Origin of the sequence: Arthrobacter sp. NPDC089319, assembly GCF_040684925.1 — a bacterium.
In the GTDB taxonomy this organism is placed as follows: Bacteria; Actinomycetota; Actinomycetes; order Actinomycetales; family Micrococcaceae; genus Crystallibacter.
Genome location: NZ_JBFBGZ010000003.1, coordinates 109,329 through 127,994, shown reverse-complemented (window position 1 = coordinate 127,994; position 18,666 = coordinate 109,329). Strand labels below are relative to the sequence as shown.

The 18,666-nt window shown below is 68.0% G+C and carries 25 protein-coding genes and 1 pseudogene; 12 read left to right on the top strand and 14 right to left on the bottom strand.

Features of this window, described 5'->3' with window-relative positions; genetic code table 11:
• The first annotated feature begins 81 nt into the window (after positions 1-81).
• Positions 82-1,260, top strand: coding sequence for a helix-turn-helix domain-containing protein (locus AB0N75_RS05730; protein ID WP_364646410.1), 1,179 nt, complete (start codon positions 82-84; stop codon positions 1,258-1,260).
• A gap of 423 nt (positions 1,261-1,683) precedes the next feature.
• Positions 1,684-3,090, top strand: coding sequence for an NAD(P)/FAD-dependent oxidoreductase (locus AB0N75_RS05725; protein ID WP_364646408.1), 1,407 nt, complete (start codon positions 1,684-1,686; stop codon positions 3,088-3,090).
• 87 nt (positions 3,091-3,177) lie between these two features.
• On the opposite strand, the gene AB0N75_RS05720 is transcribed toward AB0N75_RS05725, so the two are convergent.
• A complete protein-coding gene (locus AB0N75_RS05720) occupies positions 3,178-4,428 on the bottom strand; it encodes a plasmid pRiA4b ORF-3 family protein (RefSeq protein ID WP_364646405.1) in 1,251 nt (416 codons plus the stop codon).
• Positions 4,429-4,467: 39 nt separating this feature from the next.
• Between AB0N75_RS05720 and AB0N75_RS05715 the strand changes: the two genes are divergently transcribed.
• The 4 genes and pseudogenes from AB0N75_RS05715 to AB0N75_RS05700 all read left to right on the top strand — a co-directional run bounded on the left by AB0N75_RS05715 (position 4,468) and on the right by AB0N75_RS05700 (position 6,906).
• On the top strand, positions 4,468-4,986 hold the full coding sequence (locus AB0N75_RS05715) for a UPF0158 family protein (RefSeq protein ID WP_364646403.1): 519 nt from the start codon (positions 4,468-4,470) through the stop codon (positions 4,984-4,986).
• Positions 4,987-5,064: 78 nt separating this feature from the next.
• Positions 5,065-5,583 (top strand): annotated as a pseudogene (locus tag AB0N75_RS05710) (CapA family protein); the annotation flags it as partial.
• Between the two features lie 71 nt (positions 5,584-5,654).
• A complete protein-coding gene (locus tag AB0N75_RS05705; protein ID WP_364646400.1) occupies positions 5,655-6,173 on the top strand; it encodes a CapA family protein in 519 nt (172 codons plus the stop codon).
• A 115-nt stretch (positions 6,174-6,288) separates the two neighbouring features.
• A complete protein-coding gene (locus AB0N75_RS05700; protein ID WP_364646397.1) occupies positions 6,289-6,906 on the top strand; it encodes a class I SAM-dependent methyltransferase in 618 nt (205 codons plus the stop codon).
• Positions 6,907-6,943: 37 nt separating this feature from the next.
• On the opposite strand, the gene AB0N75_RS05695 is transcribed toward AB0N75_RS05700, so the two are convergent.
• Both AB0N75_RS05695 and AB0N75_RS05690 read right to left on the bottom strand, forming a co-directional pair.
• Positions 6,944-7,105: a hypothetical protein gene (locus AB0N75_RS05695; protein WP_364646394.1), complete on the bottom strand. Its 162-nt coding sequence runs from the start codon at positions 7,103-7,105 to the stop codon at positions 6,944-6,946.
• Between the two features lie 2 nt (positions 7,106-7,107).
• Positions 7,108-7,332, bottom strand: coding sequence for a hypothetical protein (locus AB0N75_RS05690; RefSeq protein WP_364646392.1), 225 nt, complete (start codon positions 7,330-7,332; stop codon positions 7,108-7,110).
• Positions 7,333-7,489: 157 nt separating this feature from the next.
• Between AB0N75_RS05690 and AB0N75_RS05685 the strand changes: the two genes are divergently transcribed.
• A complete protein-coding gene (locus AB0N75_RS05685) occupies positions 7,490-7,693 on the top strand; it encodes a DUF1508 domain-containing protein (RefSeq protein ID WP_364646389.1) in 204 nt (67 codons plus the stop codon).
• A 55-nt stretch (positions 7,694-7,748) separates the two neighbouring features.
• On the opposite strand, the gene AB0N75_RS05680 is transcribed toward AB0N75_RS05685, so the two are convergent.
• From AB0N75_RS05680 to AB0N75_RS05665, 4 genes are all read right to left on the bottom strand, one after another.
• A complete protein-coding gene (locus AB0N75_RS05680) occupies positions 7,749-8,297 on the bottom strand; it encodes a dihydrofolate reductase family protein (RefSeq protein ID WP_364646386.1) in 549 nt (182 codons plus the stop codon).
• Positions 8,298-8,363: 66 nt separating this feature from the next.
• The gene (locus AB0N75_RS05675; RefSeq protein ID WP_364646383.1) at positions 8,364-8,753 is read right to left on the bottom strand and encodes a hypothetical protein; all 390 of its coding nucleotides are present in this window, start codon (positions 8,751-8,753) and stop codon (positions 8,364-8,366) included.
• 10 nt (positions 8,754-8,763) lie between these two features.
• A complete protein-coding gene (locus tag AB0N75_RS05670; RefSeq protein WP_364646380.1) occupies positions 8,764-9,291 on the bottom strand; it encodes a DnaJ domain-containing protein in 528 nt (175 codons plus the stop codon).
• 166 nt (positions 9,292-9,457) lie between these two features.
• Positions 9,458-9,880: an Hsp20/alpha crystallin family protein gene (locus tag AB0N75_RS05665; protein WP_364646377.1), complete on the bottom strand. Its 423-nt coding sequence runs from the start codon at positions 9,878-9,880 to the stop codon at positions 9,458-9,460.
• Positions 9,881-9,997: 117 nt separating this feature from the next.
• Between AB0N75_RS05665 and AB0N75_RS05660 the strand changes: the two genes are divergently transcribed.
• Complete coding sequence (locus AB0N75_RS05660; protein ID WP_364646374.1) at positions 9,998-10,333, top strand: MerR family transcriptional regulator; 336 nt, start codon at positions 9,998-10,000, stop codon at positions 10,331-10,333.
• A gap of 77 nt (positions 10,334-10,410) precedes the next feature.
• On the top strand, positions 10,411-10,605 hold the full coding sequence (locus AB0N75_RS05655) for an ATP-dependent helicase C-terminal domain-containing protein (protein ID WP_364646371.1): 195 nt from the start codon (positions 10,411-10,413) through the stop codon (positions 10,603-10,605).
• A gap of 9 nt (positions 10,606-10,614) precedes the next feature.
• Here AB0N75_RS05655 and AB0N75_RS05650 read toward each other — a convergent pair whose 3' ends face one another.
• The gene (locus AB0N75_RS05650; protein WP_364646368.1) at positions 10,615-11,241 is read right to left on the bottom strand and encodes a hypothetical protein; all 627 of its coding nucleotides are present in this window, start codon (positions 11,239-11,241) and stop codon (positions 10,615-10,617) included.
• Between the two features lie 172 nt (positions 11,242-11,413).
• Here AB0N75_RS05650 and AB0N75_RS05645 point away from each other — a divergent pair, with 172 nt between their 5' ends.
• The 3 genes from AB0N75_RS05645 (at position 11,414) to AB0N75_RS05635 (ending at position 13,817) form a co-directional block, all read left to right on the top strand.
• On the top strand, positions 11,414-12,577 hold the full coding sequence (locus AB0N75_RS05645) for a sensor histidine kinase (protein WP_364646366.1): 1,164 nt from the start codon (positions 11,414-11,416) through the stop codon (positions 12,575-12,577).
• Positions 12,570-13,259 (top strand): response regulator transcription factor, encoded by a 690-nt coding sequence (locus AB0N75_RS05640; protein WP_364646363.1) that lies wholly within the window; start codon positions 12,570-12,572, stop codon positions 13,257-13,259. Before AB0N75_RS05645 ends, AB0N75_RS05640 begins: the two co-directional genes overlap by 8 nt.
• A gap of 234 nt (positions 13,260-13,493) precedes the next feature.
• Positions 13,494-13,817, top strand: coding sequence for a GYD domain-containing protein (locus tag AB0N75_RS05635; protein WP_364646360.1), 324 nt, complete (start codon positions 13,494-13,496; stop codon positions 13,815-13,817).
• Positions 13,818-13,829: 12 nt separating this feature from the next.
• On the opposite strand, the gene AB0N75_RS05630 is transcribed toward AB0N75_RS05635, so the two are convergent.
• From AB0N75_RS05630 to crtI, 6 genes are read right to left on the bottom strand one after another with little or no spacing between them, the layout of a single operon-like run.
• Positions 13,830-14,561: a glycosyltransferase family 2 protein gene (locus AB0N75_RS05630; protein WP_364646357.1), complete on the bottom strand. Its 732-nt coding sequence runs from the start codon at positions 14,559-14,561 to the stop codon at positions 13,830-13,832.
• Between the two features lie 53 nt (positions 14,562-14,614).
• Positions 14,615-15,355, bottom strand: coding sequence for a hypothetical protein (locus AB0N75_RS05625; protein ID WP_364646354.1), 741 nt, complete (start codon positions 15,353-15,355; stop codon positions 14,615-14,617).
• The gene (locus AB0N75_RS05620) at positions 15,352-16,209 is read right to left on the bottom strand and encodes a prenyltransferase (protein ID WP_364646351.1); all 858 of its coding nucleotides are present in this window, start codon (positions 16,207-16,209) and stop codon (positions 15,352-15,354) included. The genes AB0N75_RS05625 and AB0N75_RS05620 overlap by 4 nt, the downstream gene beginning before the upstream one ends.
• Complete coding sequence (locus AB0N75_RS05615) at positions 16,206-16,553, bottom strand: lycopene cyclase domain-containing protein (protein WP_364646348.1); 348 nt, start codon at positions 16,551-16,553, stop codon at positions 16,206-16,208. Before AB0N75_RS05615 ends, AB0N75_RS05620 begins: the two co-directional genes overlap by 4 nt.
• A complete protein-coding gene (locus tag AB0N75_RS05610; protein WP_364646345.1) occupies positions 16,550-16,927 on the bottom strand; it encodes a lycopene cyclase domain-containing protein in 378 nt (125 codons plus the stop codon). The genes AB0N75_RS05615 and AB0N75_RS05610 overlap by 4 nt, the downstream gene beginning before the upstream one ends.
• Positions 16,924-18,645: a phytoene desaturase family protein gene (crtI, locus tag AB0N75_RS05605; protein ID WP_364647024.1), complete on the bottom strand. Its 1,722-nt coding sequence runs from the start codon at positions 18,643-18,645 to the stop codon at positions 16,924-16,926. Before crtI ends, AB0N75_RS05610 begins: the two co-directional genes overlap by 4 nt.
• Positions 18,646-18,666: the final 21 nt, after the last annotated feature.

The following is an 18,666-nucleotide window of genomic DNA, read 5'->3' as shown; positions in this document are numbered from 1 at the left end:
AACCGCGTCACACCCGCACGAATCGTCGCGGCTTTTCGAGGCTAGAATGTGCAAAAGCACACGATCGGGGCGGAGAACACCATGGAAACTTCGCAGATTCATGAGAACGACGACGCTGCCTCCGCCGCCCGCTGGAACGGCCTGCTGGACCAGCTATCCGTGGACAAGCTGACCGACCTCTTCATCGACCGCGTCCTGCAACTCGACGATTACCGGGATGGTGTCCTGCCGGCCAGCGAGATCCGCCGGACAGGAGCCGCCTCGTTCGAGGCGCTGATCGAAAGCTTGCGCCCGGGCGCAGACAGCAAACGCCTCATCGCCGAGCGGCAAGGCATCTCGCTGGACGTTGGTGTCTCCCGCGCCAGAACAGGCATCCCCGTGGAGTCGCTGATGACCGCCATCCGGATCGACTTCACCGTGATTTGGAGCGAACTCATGGCGCTGGCGGGGCCGGGCGATGCAGAGCTGCTGGTGCGGCGGGCGGAAACAGTGTGGCAGGTGGTGGACTCCTACGCAGCACAAACCCAGGCCATCTACATCGCCGAGCGCCAGCGCATGGCCCAGGAAGAATCTTCGGTGCGGCAAGGCCATGTGGCCGCCATGTTCGGGCAGGTCAGCCCGGCATCGGAAATGCTCACCCGCATCGCCGACGAGCTCGGCATCGACCAGCTTGCTCCCCTCGTTGTCGCGGCAGCAACAACGGACGACGCCGCCGCCCTCCGTGTGGAGGTTGCCTCGGCTTCGCGCCGTGGCACGGAAGTCTTCACCCACCCACTGCCCGACGGACTGGTCGCCTTCTGGGCAGCCGACGACCGCCCGGGCAGCGCCGCCCACGAAGCCACCGAGCAGATCAAGAACATCCGTTGCGGCCTAGTTGAACAGGTCCGCGGCCTCGCGGACCTGCGCGTCGCCGCCCAGGCCGCCCGCGCTTTGGCATCCTTGGCCGAAGACAACGACCAGCAGGCCCTCACCATGCAAAACGCCTGGGCACGGCTGGCCCGGCACCGCCTTTCGGAAACCGGGGTTCCCATTGTGCCCGACGTCGACGCCGCGCTGGCCCGATGCGGAACAACCGAACGAGCCAGGCTGGAAGAATCGGTACGGTCCTACCTTTCCACCGGCAGCATCGCCCAGTCCGCAGACCAGCTCTTCTGCCACCGAAACACCCTCATGAACCGACTGCGCCGCTTCACGGATCTGGTCGGCATCGACGTGACCATCCCCCAACAAGCCGCCCGGCTCGTCGTCGCCTGGTCCTGACCGAGCGTCGCGCGGCGCCTGCCAACCCCCGTTGGTAGCCGAATCCGCGGGCGCATCGTGGCTTCGACGGAGAGCCTGATGCGATCCCCGCCCAGCATTGTTGAGAAGCGCTACATCCCGACCCCGTTTTGACTTAATCTCGCTTAGCTGTTGACATGGGATGCAGGTCAACCGGTGTTATTGGATCTTCGGTTGGCCGCTCCGAATCGCTCGCGCAGGCCCCCTCGCCTGCCCGCGGACACGGTGCCCGTCTCCCCCTCGGGATTGATTGTTCAGGGCCCGGCGCGCTCTCGCGCCGCCAGTGTTAGACCGCTGCGCACCATGCGCCTTTTCCACCGCCACCGGTGCGCCAATACGGCCGTTCTGTGGATTCGGAGCGTCGAACCTGACGGACAGATCCAATGGATGAGGAGATGCATTTAGATGCGAGTCGGAATCATTGGTGCAGGACCCAGCGGCATGGCACAGCTGCGAGCGTTCGAATCGGCCAGGAAACTGGGAGCCGAAATCCCGGACATTGTGTGCTTTGAGAAGCAGTCCGACTGGGGCGGACAGTGGAACAGCAGCTGGCGCACCGGCCTGGACGCCGCCGGCGAGCCCGTACACAGCAGCATGTACCGGCACCTGTGGTCCAATGGGCCCAAGGAAGTTCTCGAGTTCTCCGACTACACCTTCGACGAGCACTTCGGCCGTCCCATTTCCTCCTTCCCGCCGCGCGAAGTCCTGTTCGACTACATTGCCGGTCGCGTCCAAAAGTCCGACGTCCGCAAGTACGTCCGGTTCAACACCGTGGCGCGCTGGGTCGACTACGACGAAGCCAGCCAGGAATTCACGGTCACGGTCGAGGACCTCGCGGCGCATCGGACCGAAACCCACGTCTTCGACAAGCTCGTGGTCTCCACCGGCCACTTCTCCTACCCGAACGTGCCGGCGTTCGACGGCATCAACAGCTTCCCCGGCGAGGTGCTCCACGCCCACGACTTCCGCGGCGCCGAGCGGTTCGCCGGCAAGAACCTGCTGCTGATCGGCAGCAGCTACTCCGCCGAGGACATCGGCATGCAGGCGCACAAGATGGGCGCCAAGTCCGTCACCTTTAGCTACCGCAGTTCGCCGATGGGCTTCGACTGGCCCGAAACTGCCACCGAGCGCCCGCTGGTGACCCACTTCGAGGGCAGGACCGCGCACTTCAGCGACGGCACCACCGGCGAGTTCGACGCCGTGCTGCTCTGCACCGGCTACCTGCACAAGTACCCGTTCCTGCCCACCGAGCTGTCGCTGCAGTCGCCGAACCTGCTCTACCCGGGCAACCTCTACAAGGGCGTGGTCTGGCAGCAGAACACCAACCTGTTCTACCTTGGCGCGCAGGACCAGTACTACACGTTCAACATGTTCGACGCGCAGGCATGGTTCGCCCGCGACGTGATGCTGGGCCGGATCGACCTGCCTTCGCTGGCGGAACGCGACGCGGACATCCAGTCCTGGCTGGACCGCCAGGCCACGCTCGCCGACCACGACGCCGAGGCGGATTTCCAGACCGACTACCTGCGCGAACTGATCGCGTTGACGGACTACCCGGAGTTTGACCTGGACACCGTCTGCGCCCTGCTCAAGCAGTGGATGAAGGACAAGGAAGAGAACATCCTCGGCTACCGGGACAGCATCCACCGTTCCGCCGTGACCGGCACCATGGCCACCCGGCACCACACTCGCTGGATCAACGCCATGGATGACAGCCTGCATCGCTACCTCAACGGCCCGTCCGAGGACATGGACACCGGAGCCTTGGCTGCTTTGACCGGAGACGCCGAGCAGGCCACCTCCCGGCGGTAGAGCCAACCTCGCACCGCGTACGACGGCGGGTGGCAGGGAGCGCTTCTTCCCCGCCGCCCGCCGTCGTCGCCACCGGCGCTCGGCAGATTAGCCCCTGGCGGCCTCGAAGCGGCGGCGGAGGGTTAGCAGGAACTTCAGTCCGGCCGGGGTAAGCTTCCGTCCGCCCAGGAGAAGTTCGCCCTCGAACAGGCCCAGAGAGTTCAGCTGGCGCCGCAGCTCGTGGTAGATCTCCTCGCCGTCCTGCTCCGTGAGCTCGCCGCCCCCGGCCGGGCGCAGTCCGGCATGGAAGAGCTCGGACGCCATGGCGTATCCGCGCTGGCTGCGCGGTATGTGCTGGTCCCCCAGCAGCCAACGCACCAGGGCTTCCAGACCCACGCGCAAAGCGAGGTTTTCTTGGTCCGCCATGCGGTCGGCGAGGCAGTCCCAGAGGGCGGCATCGTCGTCGTACGTTCTCCGCGCAGCGGGACTGGGCTGCAGGCGGCCCTTGTATTTGCGCAGCAGCTTCCAATACTGAATGTGCTCGCGCAGCAGCGCGATCGGGGGCACATTGACTTCACGCGGCGATGCGTAAGTGTCCCAGGGGTAGCCCAGCTCCAGGGCCAGCACCGCCTCGCGCACCACGGCCGGTTTCAGATAACCGTCCTTGGTGAGCTCCAGGCCGTCCTCGCGGGCGCGCTCCAGCAGCCAGCGGACCGGGCGGAGAACCGCGGCGCGCTCCTCCGGCGTCGGCGGCTCGTCCGCCAGCACAATGCGCATCCGGTCCAGGCTCTTGTTCACCGCGTCCAGATCGAACTCGGTGGGGTCGAACGTGGTGGGATCAAACGCACCGGTCACGTACCGCACCCAGTCGGCGATTTCCGCGTGCTCGGGATCCGACGGATCGGCCAGGATGCGCAGCTTCTCGTGGTAGCCCCATAGGCCGCCGGCGTCCTCCAGCGGCGCGCGGTTGGCACCGCCCAGGCAGCTGATCTGACCGGCCGGAACAATCGCGGGCCCGGTCACGGTCACCGTGTGCAGCCAGCTGTCGCCCAGGTCGTATTCGTAAACCAGGGTGCTGCCCTCGCCGGACAGCAACTGCCCTACGGTCATCCCCTCGGCGCTGTCCATGTCCATTTCGTCCGCGGAGTCATCGCTGCCGGCGATCGGCCGGGCCTCGCCGAAGACGCCCTGCGGATGGAACAGATGTAGATGCCGGTTCTCCCAGCCGAATGCGCGCTGGATTGCCTCATGCAGCGTGTTGAGCGGCGCATCCAGCGGAAGCCGCAGCGCCCGCCAAATCTCCGGCTCCGAACCCTCGATGGCAACGCGGATATCCAGGGCTTTCTCCGATGTGGGCATGCCGCCATTCTTGCAGACTGGTTCCGGCGCGGAAGGAAGATGTCATTCGGCGTGCTCAAGCTCTGGCGGCAGGCCCGCGGGGTCCGGTACTCTGCGGCCATGCTCAGCTTGAAGGACATTGACCTGGACATGCTGACCTCCGCGATGGAAAGTGCTGATTCCTGGGATCTCCAGTGGTGGCTGGATCCTGCCACCGGCCAGATCGAGCTGCGCGGTGCAGCAGTCGACGGCGGCCTATCCCCCGAGGAGCTCGAGGAACGCGGTGCGGTGCAGGTTGCGGCTGCGGATTCGCACCGCGGTTACCGGGACATGGAGGATTTCATCGCCACACTGGAGGACGAACACGCCCGTGCCACGCTGCTCCGCGTCATCGAGCGGGACCGCCCCTTCCGCCGCTTCAAAGACGCCGTGCGCGGCGACGCTGAGATTGGGCGAGCCTGGTCCGATTTCCACGACCAGCGGATGCGCCACCATGCCATCACCTGGCTGCTGGCCGAAGGCCTGATCGACGAGCAGGAGGCCAGGGGCGCACTGCCTCAGGACCAGCGGATCAGGTGAACAGCAGTTGGCTCGCTACCTCGGATTCGTGCGTCAGGGGGCTACAGTTGAGCCAGCCGTCAGAATCGAGTGGCAGCGATGGCTTCCAGCACGATCACCCTGTTCCTGGCCGGCGACGTGATGACCGGCCGCGGCGTGGACCAGATCCTGCCGCACCCCGGCGCCGCCAAGCTGCGCGAAGGCTACATCCGCGACGCCCGCGACTACGTGGCCCTGGCCGAAACAGTGAACGGCCCCATCCCGCGGCCGGCGGACCCGGCCTGGCCGTGGGGCGATGCCCTGGCGGTCATCGGCGGGGCCGGCCCGGACGTGCGCGTGGTCAACCTCGAGACCAGTGTTACCGCCGACGGCTCGTTCGCCCCGGACAAGGGCATCCACTACCGCATGCATCCTGACAACATCGGCTGCCTCACCGCCGCCGGACTGGACGTCTGCGCGCTGGCGAACAACCACGTGCTGGACTTCGGCGTTGCCGGCCTGACCGAGACCGTCGACGTGTTGCACGCCGCCGGCCTCCGCACGGCCGGCGCCGGCCGCGATGCCGCGCAGGCCTGGGAGCCCGCGCAGGTGGAAACAACCCACGGGCGCGTGCTGGTGTTCTCCGCCGGGCTGGCCTCCAGCGGCATTTCGCCGCGAACGCCGCGGGCCCCGACCTTCCCGGGCTGGCCTTGCTGCCGGACCTGTCCCGGGACACCGCCGCACGGTTCGTCGGCCACGTCCAGGCGATCAAACAGGACGGCGATCTGGCGTTGGCCTCGCTGCACTGGGGCACCAACTGGGGCTATGAGGTTCCCCGCGGCCACGTCCGCTTCGCCCGCTGGCTGGTCGACGGCGGGATCGATGTGGTGCACGGGCACTCATCCCATCATCCGCGCCCGCTCGAAATCTACCGCGGCCGCCCCATTTTCTACGGCTGCGGCGACCTGATCAACGACTACGAGGGCATCGGCGGCCACAAGGAGTTCCGAGACGACTTTCGGCTGCTCTACTTCGCTACCCTTGACGCCGGATCCCGGGAACTGCGCGAGCTGCACCTGGTGCCGGTTCAGGCCCGGCGGATGCGCCTGGAACGGGCCAGCAAGCACGACGGCGAGTGGCTTCGTCGCGTCCTGAGCGACGCCAGCGCCGGTTTTGGCACCCGGTTCAGCGTGGCTGGCGACGGCAGCCTGTCCGTCGGTGTGCCATAAGGCCCCGCCCCCTCCGGCGCAGGCCACGGCACCCGATCATCATCCCGCCCCCTCTGCCCGCTGCGGTACCGTGGTGCGCAGGTCGCCCTTCCCGAACGAGGACAGGAACACGCCCATGCGATTGAGAAGCACACTGTTCGCGGCGCAGTATGACGCAGCCATGCGCCAGGCCGAGCATGAGGAACTTGCCTCGCGTCGTGCGGCGCTGCTGTCCGGCCTCAACGGGATTGTGTACGACGTCGGTGCCGGCACCGGAGCGAACCTGCGGCACTTCCCGCCGTCCTGCCAGGTGACGGCGGTGGAACCCGATCCGAACATGCGCAAGCGGCTGCAGGCCAAGGTCGGTTCTGTCGGCAACGTCCGAGTGGTCGATGCGGGCGCCGAAGTGCTGCCGGCCGACGACACCAGTGTGGACGCTGTGGTCTTCACCCTGGTGCTCTGCAGCGTCCCCGGCCAGGCCGCAGCCCTCGCCGAAACCAAGCGCGTTCTCAAGCCGGACGGAAGGCTGCTGTTCCTGGAGCATGTCCGCGGCACCGGAACTCACGCCACGTTCCAGGACATGCTGCGGCCCGTGTGGTCCTTCGCGGCGCAGGGCTGCCAACTCAACCGGAACACCGTAGCCGCCATCTCCGCGGCAGGCTTCACCGTGAGGGTGCAGGAAGAGTTCGCGGTGGGGCCGGCTTGGCTACCGGTGAACCCGATGGTGATGGGCACGGCAACGCCCGGAGGCTGAGATGCCTCCGGGCGTGTGGAACCGGGTATTTCGCCGGTCAGTAGCCGTAACCGCCGGATTCCTTGGCGTTCTTAGCCTCGGCTTCGCCGTCTACGTCCTTGGAGTCAGGACCGGCACCTGACTGTAGAGGATCCTGCTGCTCTTGCCCGTCCTCGTTAGCCTGTGGATCGCGGGCCTCTTCGTCGTTTCCGGTGGTCATGTTTATCCGAATCCTCCCAGCTTGTCCTTCAGCCCGCCCAGCTTCTCCCCCAGTCCGCCGGGGAGTTTGCCGAGCAGGGCGTCGACGTCGATGCCCAGGCTGGACAACAGCCCAGAGTCCTTCTCCGTGTCCACCTTCTCGGGCAGTTCGGAATCAGCCTTGGCGGCCTGGTCCTGGTTGCCCTGCTGTTTGAGGATGTCGATGATCTGCTGCTTGTCGATCTGCATGGTGTTCTCCGATCCACGTTGATGGTCAGCGCACGTTCCACTTTCCTCACTCGGCCAAAGTGTGGCAAGCCCCAAGACGTCCGCAGGCTGCCGATGGCATACTGTTTGGACGCCACAGCGCCGTGGCGTCTCCCAGCTGACAGGAGCCGCAAAAAATATGGCTGGCCATTTTGAAGTAATTGATGCGCCCGACGGCGGTTTCCGCGTGCGGATGCTGGACCCGGACGGAGAACTCATGGCCGAGTCCGTGACCTTTCCATCCATTCGGGCCGCCAGGAATGGCATCGAACTCGCCCGCGAAATCGCCGGCACCGGCCGCGTGATTGACCGCTCGAGCGCGGCCGAGCAGTCTGACTCTTAGCCGTAACATCGGGACTCGCCGGGGCGGCAGACTGTGCCAGCAGCGGGCCGGGTGACTACCTTCTCGGCTCGTACCGCATCGCCACCGCCCCGGAGCCGAACTCCAGCCGGCTGACGAGTTTTAAGTCGACATGCTTCGAGAGCCCGGCGAACAAGGTCGGGCCGTGGCCCGCGAGCCTGGGATGCACCACGAACTCGTACTCATCGATCAATCCCAGCTCCGTCAGCGCCCGTGGGAGCTTCACGCCTCCGACGAACAGTCCCTTGCCCGGCTCCTGCTTGAGCTGCCGAACGGCCGTGGCCAGATCCCCGCGGACAAGTTCTGCGTTCCAATCGACCTGCTCCAGGGTGCTGGAGACCACGTACTTCTTCGCCGCGTTGATCGTCTGGGCGAAGGGCTCCATCCAGACCGGCCTCGCTCCGGCCGCCGCCGGCGGCCGCCACGCTGCCTCCATCATTTCGTAGATCACCCGGCCAAAGAGTAGGGCGTCGGCCTGCTCGAGGTTCCCGGCGTGGTGACGATGCAAGTCTTCGTCCGCGGGGATTGCCCGATGATCGCAGCACCCGTCCAAGGTGACGTTGATGGAGTAGCGAAGCGGTCGCATCCCGCCAGAGTACCGCCGAGTCGCTGGCAGCGAGCGCTTCGGTCAGCGACCGGTCCGCGACGCCGGCTAGCGTCGGCCGCTTTCCGGGCCGAAGATGAACTCCTCCGCGTGGGCCACGGCTTTCTTGAACGAGTCGTTGCGCAGCGCCAACTGGTCGGCCCCTCCGCTCTCCGTGTACTCGGTGAACCCCGGGCGCAGCACCCAGATCCCGCCGGCCGGCGGCAGGTAGAAGACGGCGAAGGACCGGTGTTCGGTGTCGTCTTCCCAGACCGGGACCACTGCCGCGGCCGCTCCGGTGTCCACGTTGATCCACTGGGCCCGAGGCCGCGGCTGGCCTTCCTCGAAAACACTGGGGTCAAGGAACGGAGCGGTTCCGGGTCCCCAACGCTCCTCGAACCGCTCATGGAACACCGGAAACAGGTGATGGTCGTAGCGGCGCCAACTGGTAGCAGGCATTAATCCTCCTTCAACGATCAAAAACAATCCATCGGCGGTAGTCCCCTGAGTACGACGGCGGCCGCTCGCCCAGTCGGACTGCGTCCGGCGGGATGGGGTCGTCGAACCCCAGGTAGACCGTGGGTCCGGAGGGAACTGAAGGGCTGGGGTGCGGACGCCGCTGCGCCGAAGGTCGGGTGCGCTCGGCCGCCCCGTGCTTCCCGGGCTCAGAGGCCTCCGGCTCCGCGGCCTCCGGCTCGCCGAACTCTCCGGGCTCGTTGTTCTGCCGGGCCGTGATGCGCCGGGAGCTGTGCCGGTCGTAGTCCGCGCGTCGCCCGGCGTCGCCCAACACCATGTACGCGTGCAGGATCGCCGCCGTCGTCCGTTCCTCCGCGCCCGTTTCCGCGTCATGCTCCGCGTCGCGTTCTGCCGGTCCACCGCTGTGGGGGTTCAGGTCCGGATGGTGGCTGCGCAGCAGCGCTCGGTAGGCGCGGCGGATATCTTCGCTGCTGGCGTCCGGGGCAACCTGCAGCACGGCATAGAGATCGGTTTGGTTCACGTTCGCCTTCCCTCCCGCCCACGCAGAGGGGTGAAAGTGGTGCGCCTCAGCGCGGAGGCCCGGTGAAGAGTCGCGGTGAAAAGCCGCAGTGGGAGCAAAACAGTAGATGCGGCCCAGCCGGCGGCTCCGTCACGGTCGGACGGAGCCGCCGGCCCGGCCTGATCGATCAGGCGTCGATCATCTGCTTGCCGTCACCGCTGCTGATCTCGATCTTGCGTGGCTTGGCCTGCTCACGGATGGGGATCCGCAGGGCCAGAACGCCGGCCTCGTAGCTGGCCGTGACGTTCTCCGTATCCAGTGTGTCGCCCAGGACCAGCTGACGGCTAAACGTCCCCGTGGCCCGCTCGGCGGCCACCACGTCCTTGCCGTCGTCGATCTTGGACCTGCGCTCCGCGCCAATCGTGAGGACATTCCGTTCCACGTCAAGGTCAATGGTGGACGGATCGACGCCGGGCAGATCCAGCTCGACGACGAATTCATCGCCCTCACGCCACGCGTCCATCGGCATGGCAGCGGGCCGCGCCTGGTTTCCGAAGACCTGCTGGGTCAAGCGGTCCAGCTCACGGAACGGATCAGTTCGCATCAACATTGCAGCAGCCTCCTTCAGTCTGATTCTCTTGTCGCCCGATCAGCTAATCTATGCCTTCGGGCACAGATATTATGACTCCGGACTAGAATGTTTTTCAAGTCTGAAGTGGGAGGAATTTTGGTCGCAGAAAAGAAGCAGCCGCGGGCCGACCAAGGGGTGTACGGCATCTCCGTGGTCAGCGACCTGGTGGGCGTGGGCGAGCAGACCTTGCGCCTCTATGAGCGGCGCGGACTGGTGGAACCGGAGCGGACCGAAGGCGGCACGCGCCGGTACAGCCGGGACGACGTGGACCGGCTCCGCCGCATCGGCGAGCTGGTGGACGACGGCGTGAACCTGGCCGGCGTGGGCAGGGTGTTGGCCCTCGAGGAGGACAACGCCGCGCTACAGCAGAAACTCAAGTCCGCCAGGAAGCGGGCCGCCGCCAGCACGCGCGATGAGGCGGCAGCGGAGTAAGTTCCCGTGCCAGCCAATCGTCAGATCCTCTGAGTCGCCGTTGCGCCGTCTGGTGCCCTGGCAGCAGGCTGGCCTCCTTGACGAACTGGTATCCGGCCCGATCGTCGTGCCCATCAAGTCCACTGGCCGTCGCCGATGAGCTCGCGAGCTTCTCGCTGAATACTTACCCGAGTGTGCGGGCGGAGAACCGCGGCGGCTACGCGAAACGCCTGTGGCGCGAGGACCTGCTGACGGCACCGCCGATGCGCGGCACCAACCAGTCGGGCCGCTGACGCAGGCAATCAGCGGCCGACCCTGGCCGGCGCGGCCTCGTCGGCAGCGGTCCACTCCGAGACGGTGGTCCAGTCCCGCACGTCGCTGCGGCCGACGACGACCGCGAGGCCGACGCATGCCACCATCAGCAACGCGGCAGAGGCGATCGTTGCCCAGACCCCGAGCCCACCGAGGAAGAATTCCACCGCGACCCAGCCGAGCAGCACGACGGCGATCCAGCCGGCACCGAACCCTGCACGGAACAGAGCCACTGCCAGCAGGATCGTGCCCAGCACGAGCCCCACCATCGTCGCGGGCGCGATGATGGTCAGGCCCACGGGCAGCGGATCGGTGACCAGTGCGTCGGGCCGGGCCATCATGTCGCCCGCCGATACCGCGTGGCCGAAGGCGCTGATGAACAGCAGCCCAGAGGCGAATCCTCCCAGCACCGGGGTGCGTGAGCGCAACAGTTTCCAGGCGCCGATGGCCCACACCGCGAGGGAGATCTGGGCACACAGGAACGCCAACGCTCCGGCAGTGACCAGGGTAGAGCCCGCGGGCAGGTGGAGGGTGATCATCCACAAACCGGCGAGGACGGGATAGAGCACCAGCGCCGCGATGGTAGCGCGGCGGTCGAAGCGTGCACTGTTGGACATGGTCAGATCCTTCCGTTGTTTGCGCGGAGGGTCCGCGCCGAGGTGTGTTCGAAGCTACGACTTTTGGTGCCCGCCGCCATCGGCCCCTGGACCCGCTCCCGTCATCCTCTGGTCGATACCCGATCAACCGGAGGATGACGCCCGTGTCCGCCCGCAGCAGTAGCATGAGCCCATGACGCGGCGAATGTGGTGGGGCGCCCAGGACGCGGGGGCCGCGATCCTGATCGTGAGTCTGGGGCTCGCGGAACTTTGGGTGCCGTTCGAATCCGTCTTCGGCGATGGGTCCGCGATCGGCAGCTCGATCGGTGTTGTGCTCGCGGGCGCGGCCCTGGCTCTCCGCAGACTGCGACCCGCCGCGAGCATCTTGGTGTTCGTTGTATGGCTCGTTCTCGGCATCGCGACGCTCGGTGACATGCACGCACTGTTCTTCGGGCAGGTCGTGCCGTTCGCGACCGCCCTCTACTCGTTGGCAAGGCACGGGCAGGGCCGGGTGCCTTGGATCGGCGCCGCAGTAGCGGCAGCGGTGCTGCTCTTCGGCGACATCTTCATTGAAACACTGCAGGGCATCGACGAGCTCATCTTCCATTGGAGCGTCTGCACCCTAGCGTTCGCCTTGGGCTGGGGCTTGCGGGTCTCCGAAGAGCGGGCCGTGGGCGCGGCGCTGCGGCTCAGCGCCGTCGAGCACGAGTCCCAGATGGAGACCGCCGCCGCGGTGGCTGCGGAACGCACCCGGATCGCGCGCGAACTGCATGATGTCCTGGCGCACTCCGTCAGCGTCATCGTGGTGCAGGCGGGCGCTGCGGAGCAAGCCGTCGACGACGACCCCGCCTTCGTCCGCCGCGCGCTGCGCACCATACGAGAGACGGGGGCGGCTTCGACCCAGGAGATGCAGCGGGTCGTCACCTTGCTGCGGGACCCCGACGAGCAGACGATGCTCGACCCACAGCCCGGCATCGAGGGCTTGGCAGGCCTCGTCGAAACCGCCGAGCAGCCCGGACTGCGCATCGATCTCGACACGCAGGGCGAACTCGACGATCTTCCGGCGGGGCTGGGCCTCGCCGTCTACCGGATCGTCCAAGAGTCACTCACCAACGTCCGGAAGCATTCGGATGCGACGCAGGTGTCCGTGGCCGTGCGGGCGAATCGCGACGGTGTGGAGATCGACGTCACCGACAATGGGAGCCGCAGCAGACCGCCGCGTGGTGGCCAGGGGCACGGCCTGATCGGGATGCAGGAGCGCGTCACGCTGTACGGCGGGAAGCTCACCGCTCGGCGAACCGGCGAAGGATTCCGGGTCAGTGCGCTGCTCCCGTTGACGGCGGTGCACCATGCCTGACCTCGCCCAGCCGTCGCTGCGGGTCCTGATCGCCGACGACCAGGACCTCGTCCGCTCCGGGTTCCGGCTCATTCTCGAACGGGCCGGGCTGGAGGTCGTGGGTGAGGCCGCCGACGGCGTCGAGGCGGTCAGCATGACGCGGGAACTCCGCCCCGACGTCGTGGTCATGGACATCCGGATGCCGAGGATGGACGGCGTCGAGGCCACGCGACGCATCGTCGCGCTCCCGCAAGCGCCCAAGGTGCTGGCGCTGACCACCTTCGACCTCGACGAATACGTCTATGGTTCGATCCTGGCCGGCGCTTCGGGGTTCCTCCTGAAACACGTCTCTCCCGACGGGCTCGTGCAGGGCGTCCGCGTCGTCGCCGCCGGCGAGGCGATGCTCGCCCCCGCGGTCATCCAGCGGCTCGTCGACCGTCACGCGCTCCAATCGACGGAGGCGGAGCTGCCTTCCGCGGTGCGCTCGCTGACCGAACGCGAAACCGAGATCGCCAGGTTGGTCGCCCGCGGGCTGCCGAACGCCGAGATCGCCGCGCGCCTGTTCCTGAGCGAGGCGACGATCAAGTCCTACGTGTCGCGACTGCTGACGAAGCTCAACCTCCGCGATCGCGTCCAGATCGCGGTGCTCGCCTACGAGGTGGGGCTGGTGAGGGCAGGCGTGGGCGACGGCGAGGTGTACTAGGCGCTACTGGCGCAGCCATAGGAATCTTGCCTTCCACATCAGCAAGCCTGCCCCGGGGCCGGGGCTACGCGCTCAAAGAACCTGAGGCACATCGGGACGTTGCCAGGGTCTCTGCTGCAGGCCTATACTCGCGCCCACAGCCCAGTCGGGAAAATCTCCGGAACCTTTGCCCACAGGGCGTTCGGCCTGTCCGGACCGGGGCCGCGTTCTGGAATATCAGAACAGGAAGCTGTCATGACCAAGTACTTGTTTCAGGGAAAGTATGTGGGCGAGGGAATCAAGGGCCTGATGCAGGAAGGCGGTTCCAAGCGAAAGGACGCTGTGATCCGGGCCTTGGAATCGGTAGGCGGCTCACTGGAATGCATCTACTACGCCTTCGGGGAGACCGACGTCCTTGGTGTCTTCGATATACCGGACGAGGCTAGCGCCGCCGCGCTGTCCCTGATGATCAATGCCAGCGGTGCGGTGGATTTGCGCCTGACGCCACTGATGACGCCCGAAGTTCTCGACGCCGCGGCAGGCAAGACACCGTCCTACCGCGCGCCCGGACAGCAATAGGGCTTCAGAAACCTAAGTCCGCCGAAGAGCGGGCCGCCGACCGGTGACCCGTTCCAGCCAGCGCTGTCCGGCGGACTGCACGGCCCAGTTCAGCTTCAGCGTGGCCAAGGCCCAGCGGAAGCGCCGGGCAAAGGCCCCGGCGTCGGAGAACATGCGGCCGGCCGCACCGACGCTCAGCCGCCGGTCAAACCGGACTGTCGCCCAGGGCGCCAGCTGGAAGCTGAGGTCCAGGTCGTCGTGGATTCCGGCGTGGTGCCGGTGGATTCCTGCGGCACAGCGCTGCCAGGCCGTGCGGCGGATGGCGAAATTGGATCCCCACACCGGAGTGCCCGCCAACGCAGCACCGGCGCCGAAACGGTAGCCGGAGGAATACGCGGCGGAAGCCAGCCAGGCCACCGGCCGGGGCAGGTCGTAGAACCGGCCCGGACCGGTCAGCGCGTCAAGGCCAGGGTCGGCGAAAGCGGCACTGACCCGGGCCAGCCAGTCCTCCGGCGGGCGGGTATCGGCGTCGCACCGGACAAGCACCTCGCCGGCGGCGGCATCGTAGCCCGCGGCCGCGGCGGCCGGGATCCCTCGCCGCGGTTCGGTGACCACGCGGGCACCGGCGTCGAGGGCCACCTGGGCCGAGGCGTCCGAGCAGCCATTGTCCACCACAATCACCTCATCGGCGGGCCGTGCCTGCCGTGCCAGCAGTGCCAGGCACTCGGCGAGCGCGGCGGCGTCGTCCAGCACCGGAATCACCACGGACAGAGACGGCCGGCTGCCCGGCCGGGTCGCGTCAGCTCGCGGCGCCGCGTTCACCGTTGACCGCCATGGCCGCTGGCCAGACCGGCGGGCACCCCAGTGCCGCGGCGGTGCCCGCTGTGATGGTGCCTCAAGCCGCTTGGCCGGTTCGCGGGACCGTGCGGCGTGCGCCGGGTACTCAGGGCGACGGCGGCCCCGAGCACTGCCCCGATTAAGTTGGCGGCCAGATCGCCGATGGTGTCGTCGTAGCCCACGCCGATCTCCGGGGTGATGTAAGTGTGGCCCAGCCACTCCCCCAGTTCCCACACCACGCCCAGCGTCACCGTTACACAGACCAGCACCACCGCCGGCACCACGACGCCGGTCCAGCCGCTGTGACTACCGGACCCGGCTGAGGGTGCCGGCGCGCCAGCGGGGGCTGACGCGCCAACTGCCGGAGTCCGCCCGGCCGTAAGCAGTTCCGCCCGCAGCAACTCCGCCGCCAGCAGCGCCACCACCAAGCTGGCCAGCGTGTGCATCACCGCATCCAGCCAGGACACCTGATGGTAGAGCCCCACCGCACTGAACCAGCCCGCCGCCAGCAGCACCAACTGGCCCACGGCGTCGACCGGCCGGCCCAGCAGATACCAGCGCAACAGCCACTGCCCGCCACAGACCAGCAACATGGCGGCGGCCGCCGGCCAGCCCGCCACCAGCCAGGAAGCAGCGACCAGCACCGCACCGAGCAGCCGGCCGGCGTCGGCCGCGTACCACCGGTCCTGCGCCGGACCGAGCCGGCTGCCCGGCGTGCTCACCGGATCCCCGCGTACCAGATCAGCAGCATCGTGACCAGGAATCCCACCACATAGTTCAGCCAGAGGAAGCGCTTCCAGCCCGCGTTCGCTGCGGCCGATCCGGCGTCGTCAATCCGGGCGAAGCGCAGCACGTTGACCAGATACGGCAGCACCAGCAGCGCCGCCAGCGGGCCGGGCCACTCGGTGGCCAGCATCAGCAGCCCCGCCGCGGCATAGGCAGCGGCGGAGGCCAGCACCGTGCGGCGTGCGCCCAGGACGGTGGCGATCGAGCCCAGCCCGGCCTCGCGGTCCGGGACCACGTCCTGCACCGCACCGAACGCATGGCTGGCCATGCCCCAGAGGAAGTAGGCGGCCAGCAGCGCCCACAGTTCCGGCGTGAACTGCGCGCCGGCCAGCACCAGCGCATAGACCGCCGGCGACACAAAGTGCGTGCTCGAGGTCAGCGAGTCCAGGAACGGCCGCTCCTTGAAGCGCAGCCCCGGCGCACTGTACGCGTACACCGCGGCCAGCGAGAGAAGCAGCACCAGGTTGGACGCCACGCTGCCCACCACGGCCAGCACCACCACGAACGGCACGGTGGCGATGGCGCAGGCCTGCAGGATGGCGCGGTGCCGGGCGCGGTCCACCACGGCGCCCTCGGCACCGCCCTTGCGCGGGTTGAGCAGGTCGGATTCGTAGTCGAACACGTCGTTGATGCCATACATGGCCAGGTTGTACGGGACCAGGAAGAAGATGGTGCCCACCACCAGCAGCCAGTCGATCCGGCCGGCGGCCAGCAGGTACGCGACGGCGAACGGGTAGGCGGTGTTGACCCAGGACACCGGCCGGGACGTGATCACCAGTTCGCGGATCACCGGCGCTCCCCTCCCCTGCCAGCTTTGTCAGAACGACGACGGCGGGGGCCGCCGGTGAGCAGCAGCCAGACCGCGGGCAACAACAGCGCGGCGCCCAGCGGGTACGCGAAGTCCTCGATCGGGGCCAGTCCGATCCGCAGCCCGGCCAGCGCATGGCCGCCGTAGTCGAACAGTCCGGAGGCAATCATCACGTTGTCGAACACCGCGGTCAGCACCCACAACGCGGCGATGGTCAGGCCGGCCGCCGCCGCGGCTCCGCGGGGCACCCGCCGGGCCAGCACCGCCGCCACCACGGCGGCGAGCGCCAGGCCCAGGAAGATCCAGTTCAGCTCCAGGAAACTCATGCCGCACCTCCTGCCCGCGGGCCGCCGTCGTGCTCCAACAGTTGTTGCGTGTCCGTGCGGGAGGTGCGGCGGTGCCGGCCCCATGCCAGCAGCCCGGTGAACAGGATCATGGTCTGGTAGCAGAGGAAGGCCAGAAAGAAGGCTTCCTCCAGCGGCAGCTGCGGGCCCAGCATGATGCCGGTCATCAGCGGCGACTCCCGGTGCAGGAAGATGCCCAGCGAGATCGCCCAGACGTCCCAGGCCAGGAAGTACGCCAGCCCGGCGGCCATCGTGATGGTTGCCGCCAGCGGCCGGGCGAAGAAGAACAGTTTGTAGCGGGCGTCCAGCAGGGCCATGCAGCCCAGCAGCGCCACCAGCATCGCAAGGTAGATCATGCGCTGCTCCCCGCGGTGTCGGCGGTCGGCTGCTTGTGCTGCGTCGCGTCGCCGGCCAGCGCGGCCTCGGCGGCCGGCGCGGCGTCGTAGGTCAGCGCTTGCGCCACCGCACTGCCATCCTCAGCGCAGCTGCCCGGCTCCGGCAGCGCACCGGGCGCCTTAATCCCCTGCACCGCCTTGAGCACCAGTTCGGCGCTGATCAGGCACATCGGCACGCCGATGCCCGGCCGCACCGAGCTGCCCGCGTAGTGCAGCCCCTCCACCTTGCCGCTGCGGTTGCCCGGCCGCAGGAACGCGCTTTGCCGAAGCGTGTGCGCGGCGCCCAGTGCGCTGCCGCGCCAGGCGTTGAACCCGTCCACAAAGTCCGCGGGCCCGAAGGTGCGGCGGACCTCAATCCGGCCGCGCAGGTTCTCGATGCCGGCCCAGGCAGCCAGCTGGTCGATGGCTGCGTCGGCCACGGACTCGACGATGGCCGAGCCTTCGCCGTCGTCGCCGCCGGATCCCCAGGCCGGTGCCGCCGGCGTGGGCACCAGGATGAACAGGTTCTCGTCCCCCGCCGGTGCCACGCCGTCGTCGGTAGCGCTGGGCTTGCACACATAAATGGAGGTTTCCTGCGCCAGCACGCGGCCGGCCTGGATCCGGCCGAAGTTGTCCTTCCAGTCCCGGGTGAACAGCAGGTTGTGGTGCGCCAGCTCCGGCAGCTTGCCGCGCACGCCCAGGCAGACCAGCACCGCGCTGGGCCCCGGGTCGCGGCGCCGCCACACCGGCTCCGGGTGGCTGCGCAGCTGCGCCGGCAGCAATTCGGTCTCCACGTGGTGCAGGTCCGCGGCGGCGACGACCGTGCGCGCCGGCGTCCGCTGCTGGGCTCCCTCGGCATCGGTCCACACCACCGCCTCGCAACGGGCCTTGTCGCCGGCCGGCCCGGTGATGATCCGGCGGACAGTGGCCCGGGTTTCGATCCGCACCCCGGCCTCTCGGGCCAGCCGTTCCATCGCGTCGACCAGTGCGGCGAATCCGCCCATCGGGTAGTACACGCCGTCGTCCAGGTCCAGGTGGCTCATCAGGTGGTACATCGCCGGGGCGCGGAACGGGCTGGTGCCCAGGAACACCGCCGGATAGCCCAGCACCTGCTGCTGCCGCGGCTCGGCGAACCGCTCGCGGACGTAGCGGTCCAAGCTCCAGCCCAGCAGCTTGGCCAGCCGCGGCGCCCGCCGCAACACCCGCGGGTGCGCCAGCCCGCGGAAGCTGGCGAAGTCGTCGTACAGGAAGTGGTCCTTGGCCAGCCGGTAGGTCTCCGCGGCCTCGTCCAGATAGCGGCGCAGCGGCGACCCCGAGCCCGGCTGCAGCTGTTCGAACAGCCTTACGGCGTGCTCCCGGCCAGAGCGGACTTCGGCCACCTCCGGATGCCCCTCGAACCAGGTCCGGTAGGCCGGGTCCAGCCTCACCAGGTCCAGCTGCTCGGCAGCGCTGGTGCCCATCAGCCTGAACCAGTGGTCGACCACCTCCGGCATCAGATACCAGGACGGGCCGGTGTCGAAGCGGAAGCCGTCGCGCTCGTGCCGCCCGGAGCGGCCGCCCAGCCCGGAGCGCTGCTCCAGCAGGGTGACCCGGTGTCCGGCCTTGGCCAGCAATCCGGCCGTCGCCAATCCGGAAATGCCGCCGCCGATCACCACCACCGGCTTGTCAACGGAGCCGCGGGACTGCGCGGCCGGCCCCATCTTCACCCGGCGCGCGGCCAG

Bases quoted from the DNA above. Each gene is read 5' to 3' on its own strand.
- AB0N75_RS05715 (WP_364646403.1), top strand. From the start codon at position 4,468: ATGTCATTCGGCGTGCTCAAGCTCTGGCGGCAGGCCCGCGGGGTCCGG.
- AB0N75_RS05695 (WP_364646394.1), bottom strand. From the start codon at position 7,105: ATGACCACCGGAAACGACGAAGAGGCCCGCGATCCACAGGCTAACGAG.
- AB0N75_RS05720 (WP_364646405.1), bottom strand. From the start codon at position 4,428: ATGCCCACATCGGAGAAAGCCCTGGATATCCGCGTTGCCATCGAGGGT.
- AB0N75_RS05640 (WP_364646363.1), top strand. From the start codon at position 12,570: ATGCCTGACCTCGCCCAGCCGTCGCTGCGGGTCCTGATCGCCGACGAC.
- AB0N75_RS05635 (WP_364646360.1), top strand. From the start codon at position 13,494: ATGACCAAGTACTTGTTTCAGGGAAAGTATGTGGGCGAGGGAATCAAG.
- AB0N75_RS05610 (WP_364646345.1), bottom strand. From the start codon at position 16,927: ATGATCTACCTTGCGATGCTGGTGGCGCTGCTGGGCTGCATGGCCCTG.
- AB0N75_RS05645 (WP_364646366.1), top strand. From the start codon at position 11,414: ATGACGCGGCGAATGTGGTGGGGCGCCCAGGACGCGGGGGCCGCGATC.
- AB0N75_RS05680 (WP_364646386.1), bottom strand. From the start codon at position 8,297: ATGCGACCGCTTCGCTACTCCATCAACGTCACCTTGGACGGGTGCTGC.
- AB0N75_RS05650 (WP_364646368.1), bottom strand. From the start codon at position 11,241: ATGTCCAACAGTGCACGCTTCGACCGCCGCGCTACCATCGCGGCGCTG.
- AB0N75_RS05690 (WP_364646392.1), bottom strand. From the start codon at position 7,332: ATGCAGATCGACAAGCAGCAGATCATCGACATCCTCAAACAGCAGGGC.
- AB0N75_RS05700 (WP_364646397.1), top strand. From the start codon at position 6,289: ATGCGATTGAGAAGCACACTGTTCGCGGCGCAGTATGACGCAGCCATG.
- crtI (WP_364647024.1), bottom strand. From the start codon at position 18,645: ATGGGGCCGGCCGCGCAGTCCCGCGGCTCCGTTGACAAGCCGGTGGTG.
- AB0N75_RS05725 (WP_364646408.1), top strand. From the start codon at position 1,684: ATGCGAGTCGGAATCATTGGTGCAGGACCCAGCGGCATGGCACAGCTG.
- AB0N75_RS05615 (WP_364646348.1), bottom strand. From the start codon at position 16,553: ATGAGTTTCCTGGAGCTGAACTGGATCTTCCTGGGCCTGGCGCTCGCC.
- AB0N75_RS05675 (WP_364646383.1), bottom strand. From the start codon at position 8,753: ATGCCTGCTACCAGTTGGCGCCGCTACGACCATCACCTGTTTCCGGTG.
- AB0N75_RS05665 (WP_364646377.1), bottom strand. From the start codon at position 9,880: ATGTTGATGCGAACTGATCCGTTCCGTGAGCTGGACCGCTTGACCCAG.
- AB0N75_RS05685 (WP_364646389.1), top strand. From the start codon at position 7,490: ATGGCTGGCCATTTTGAAGTAATTGATGCGCCCGACGGCGGTTTCCGC.
- AB0N75_RS05730 (WP_364646410.1), top strand. From the start codon at position 82: ATGGAAACTTCGCAGATTCATGAGAACGACGACGCTGCCTCCGCCGCC.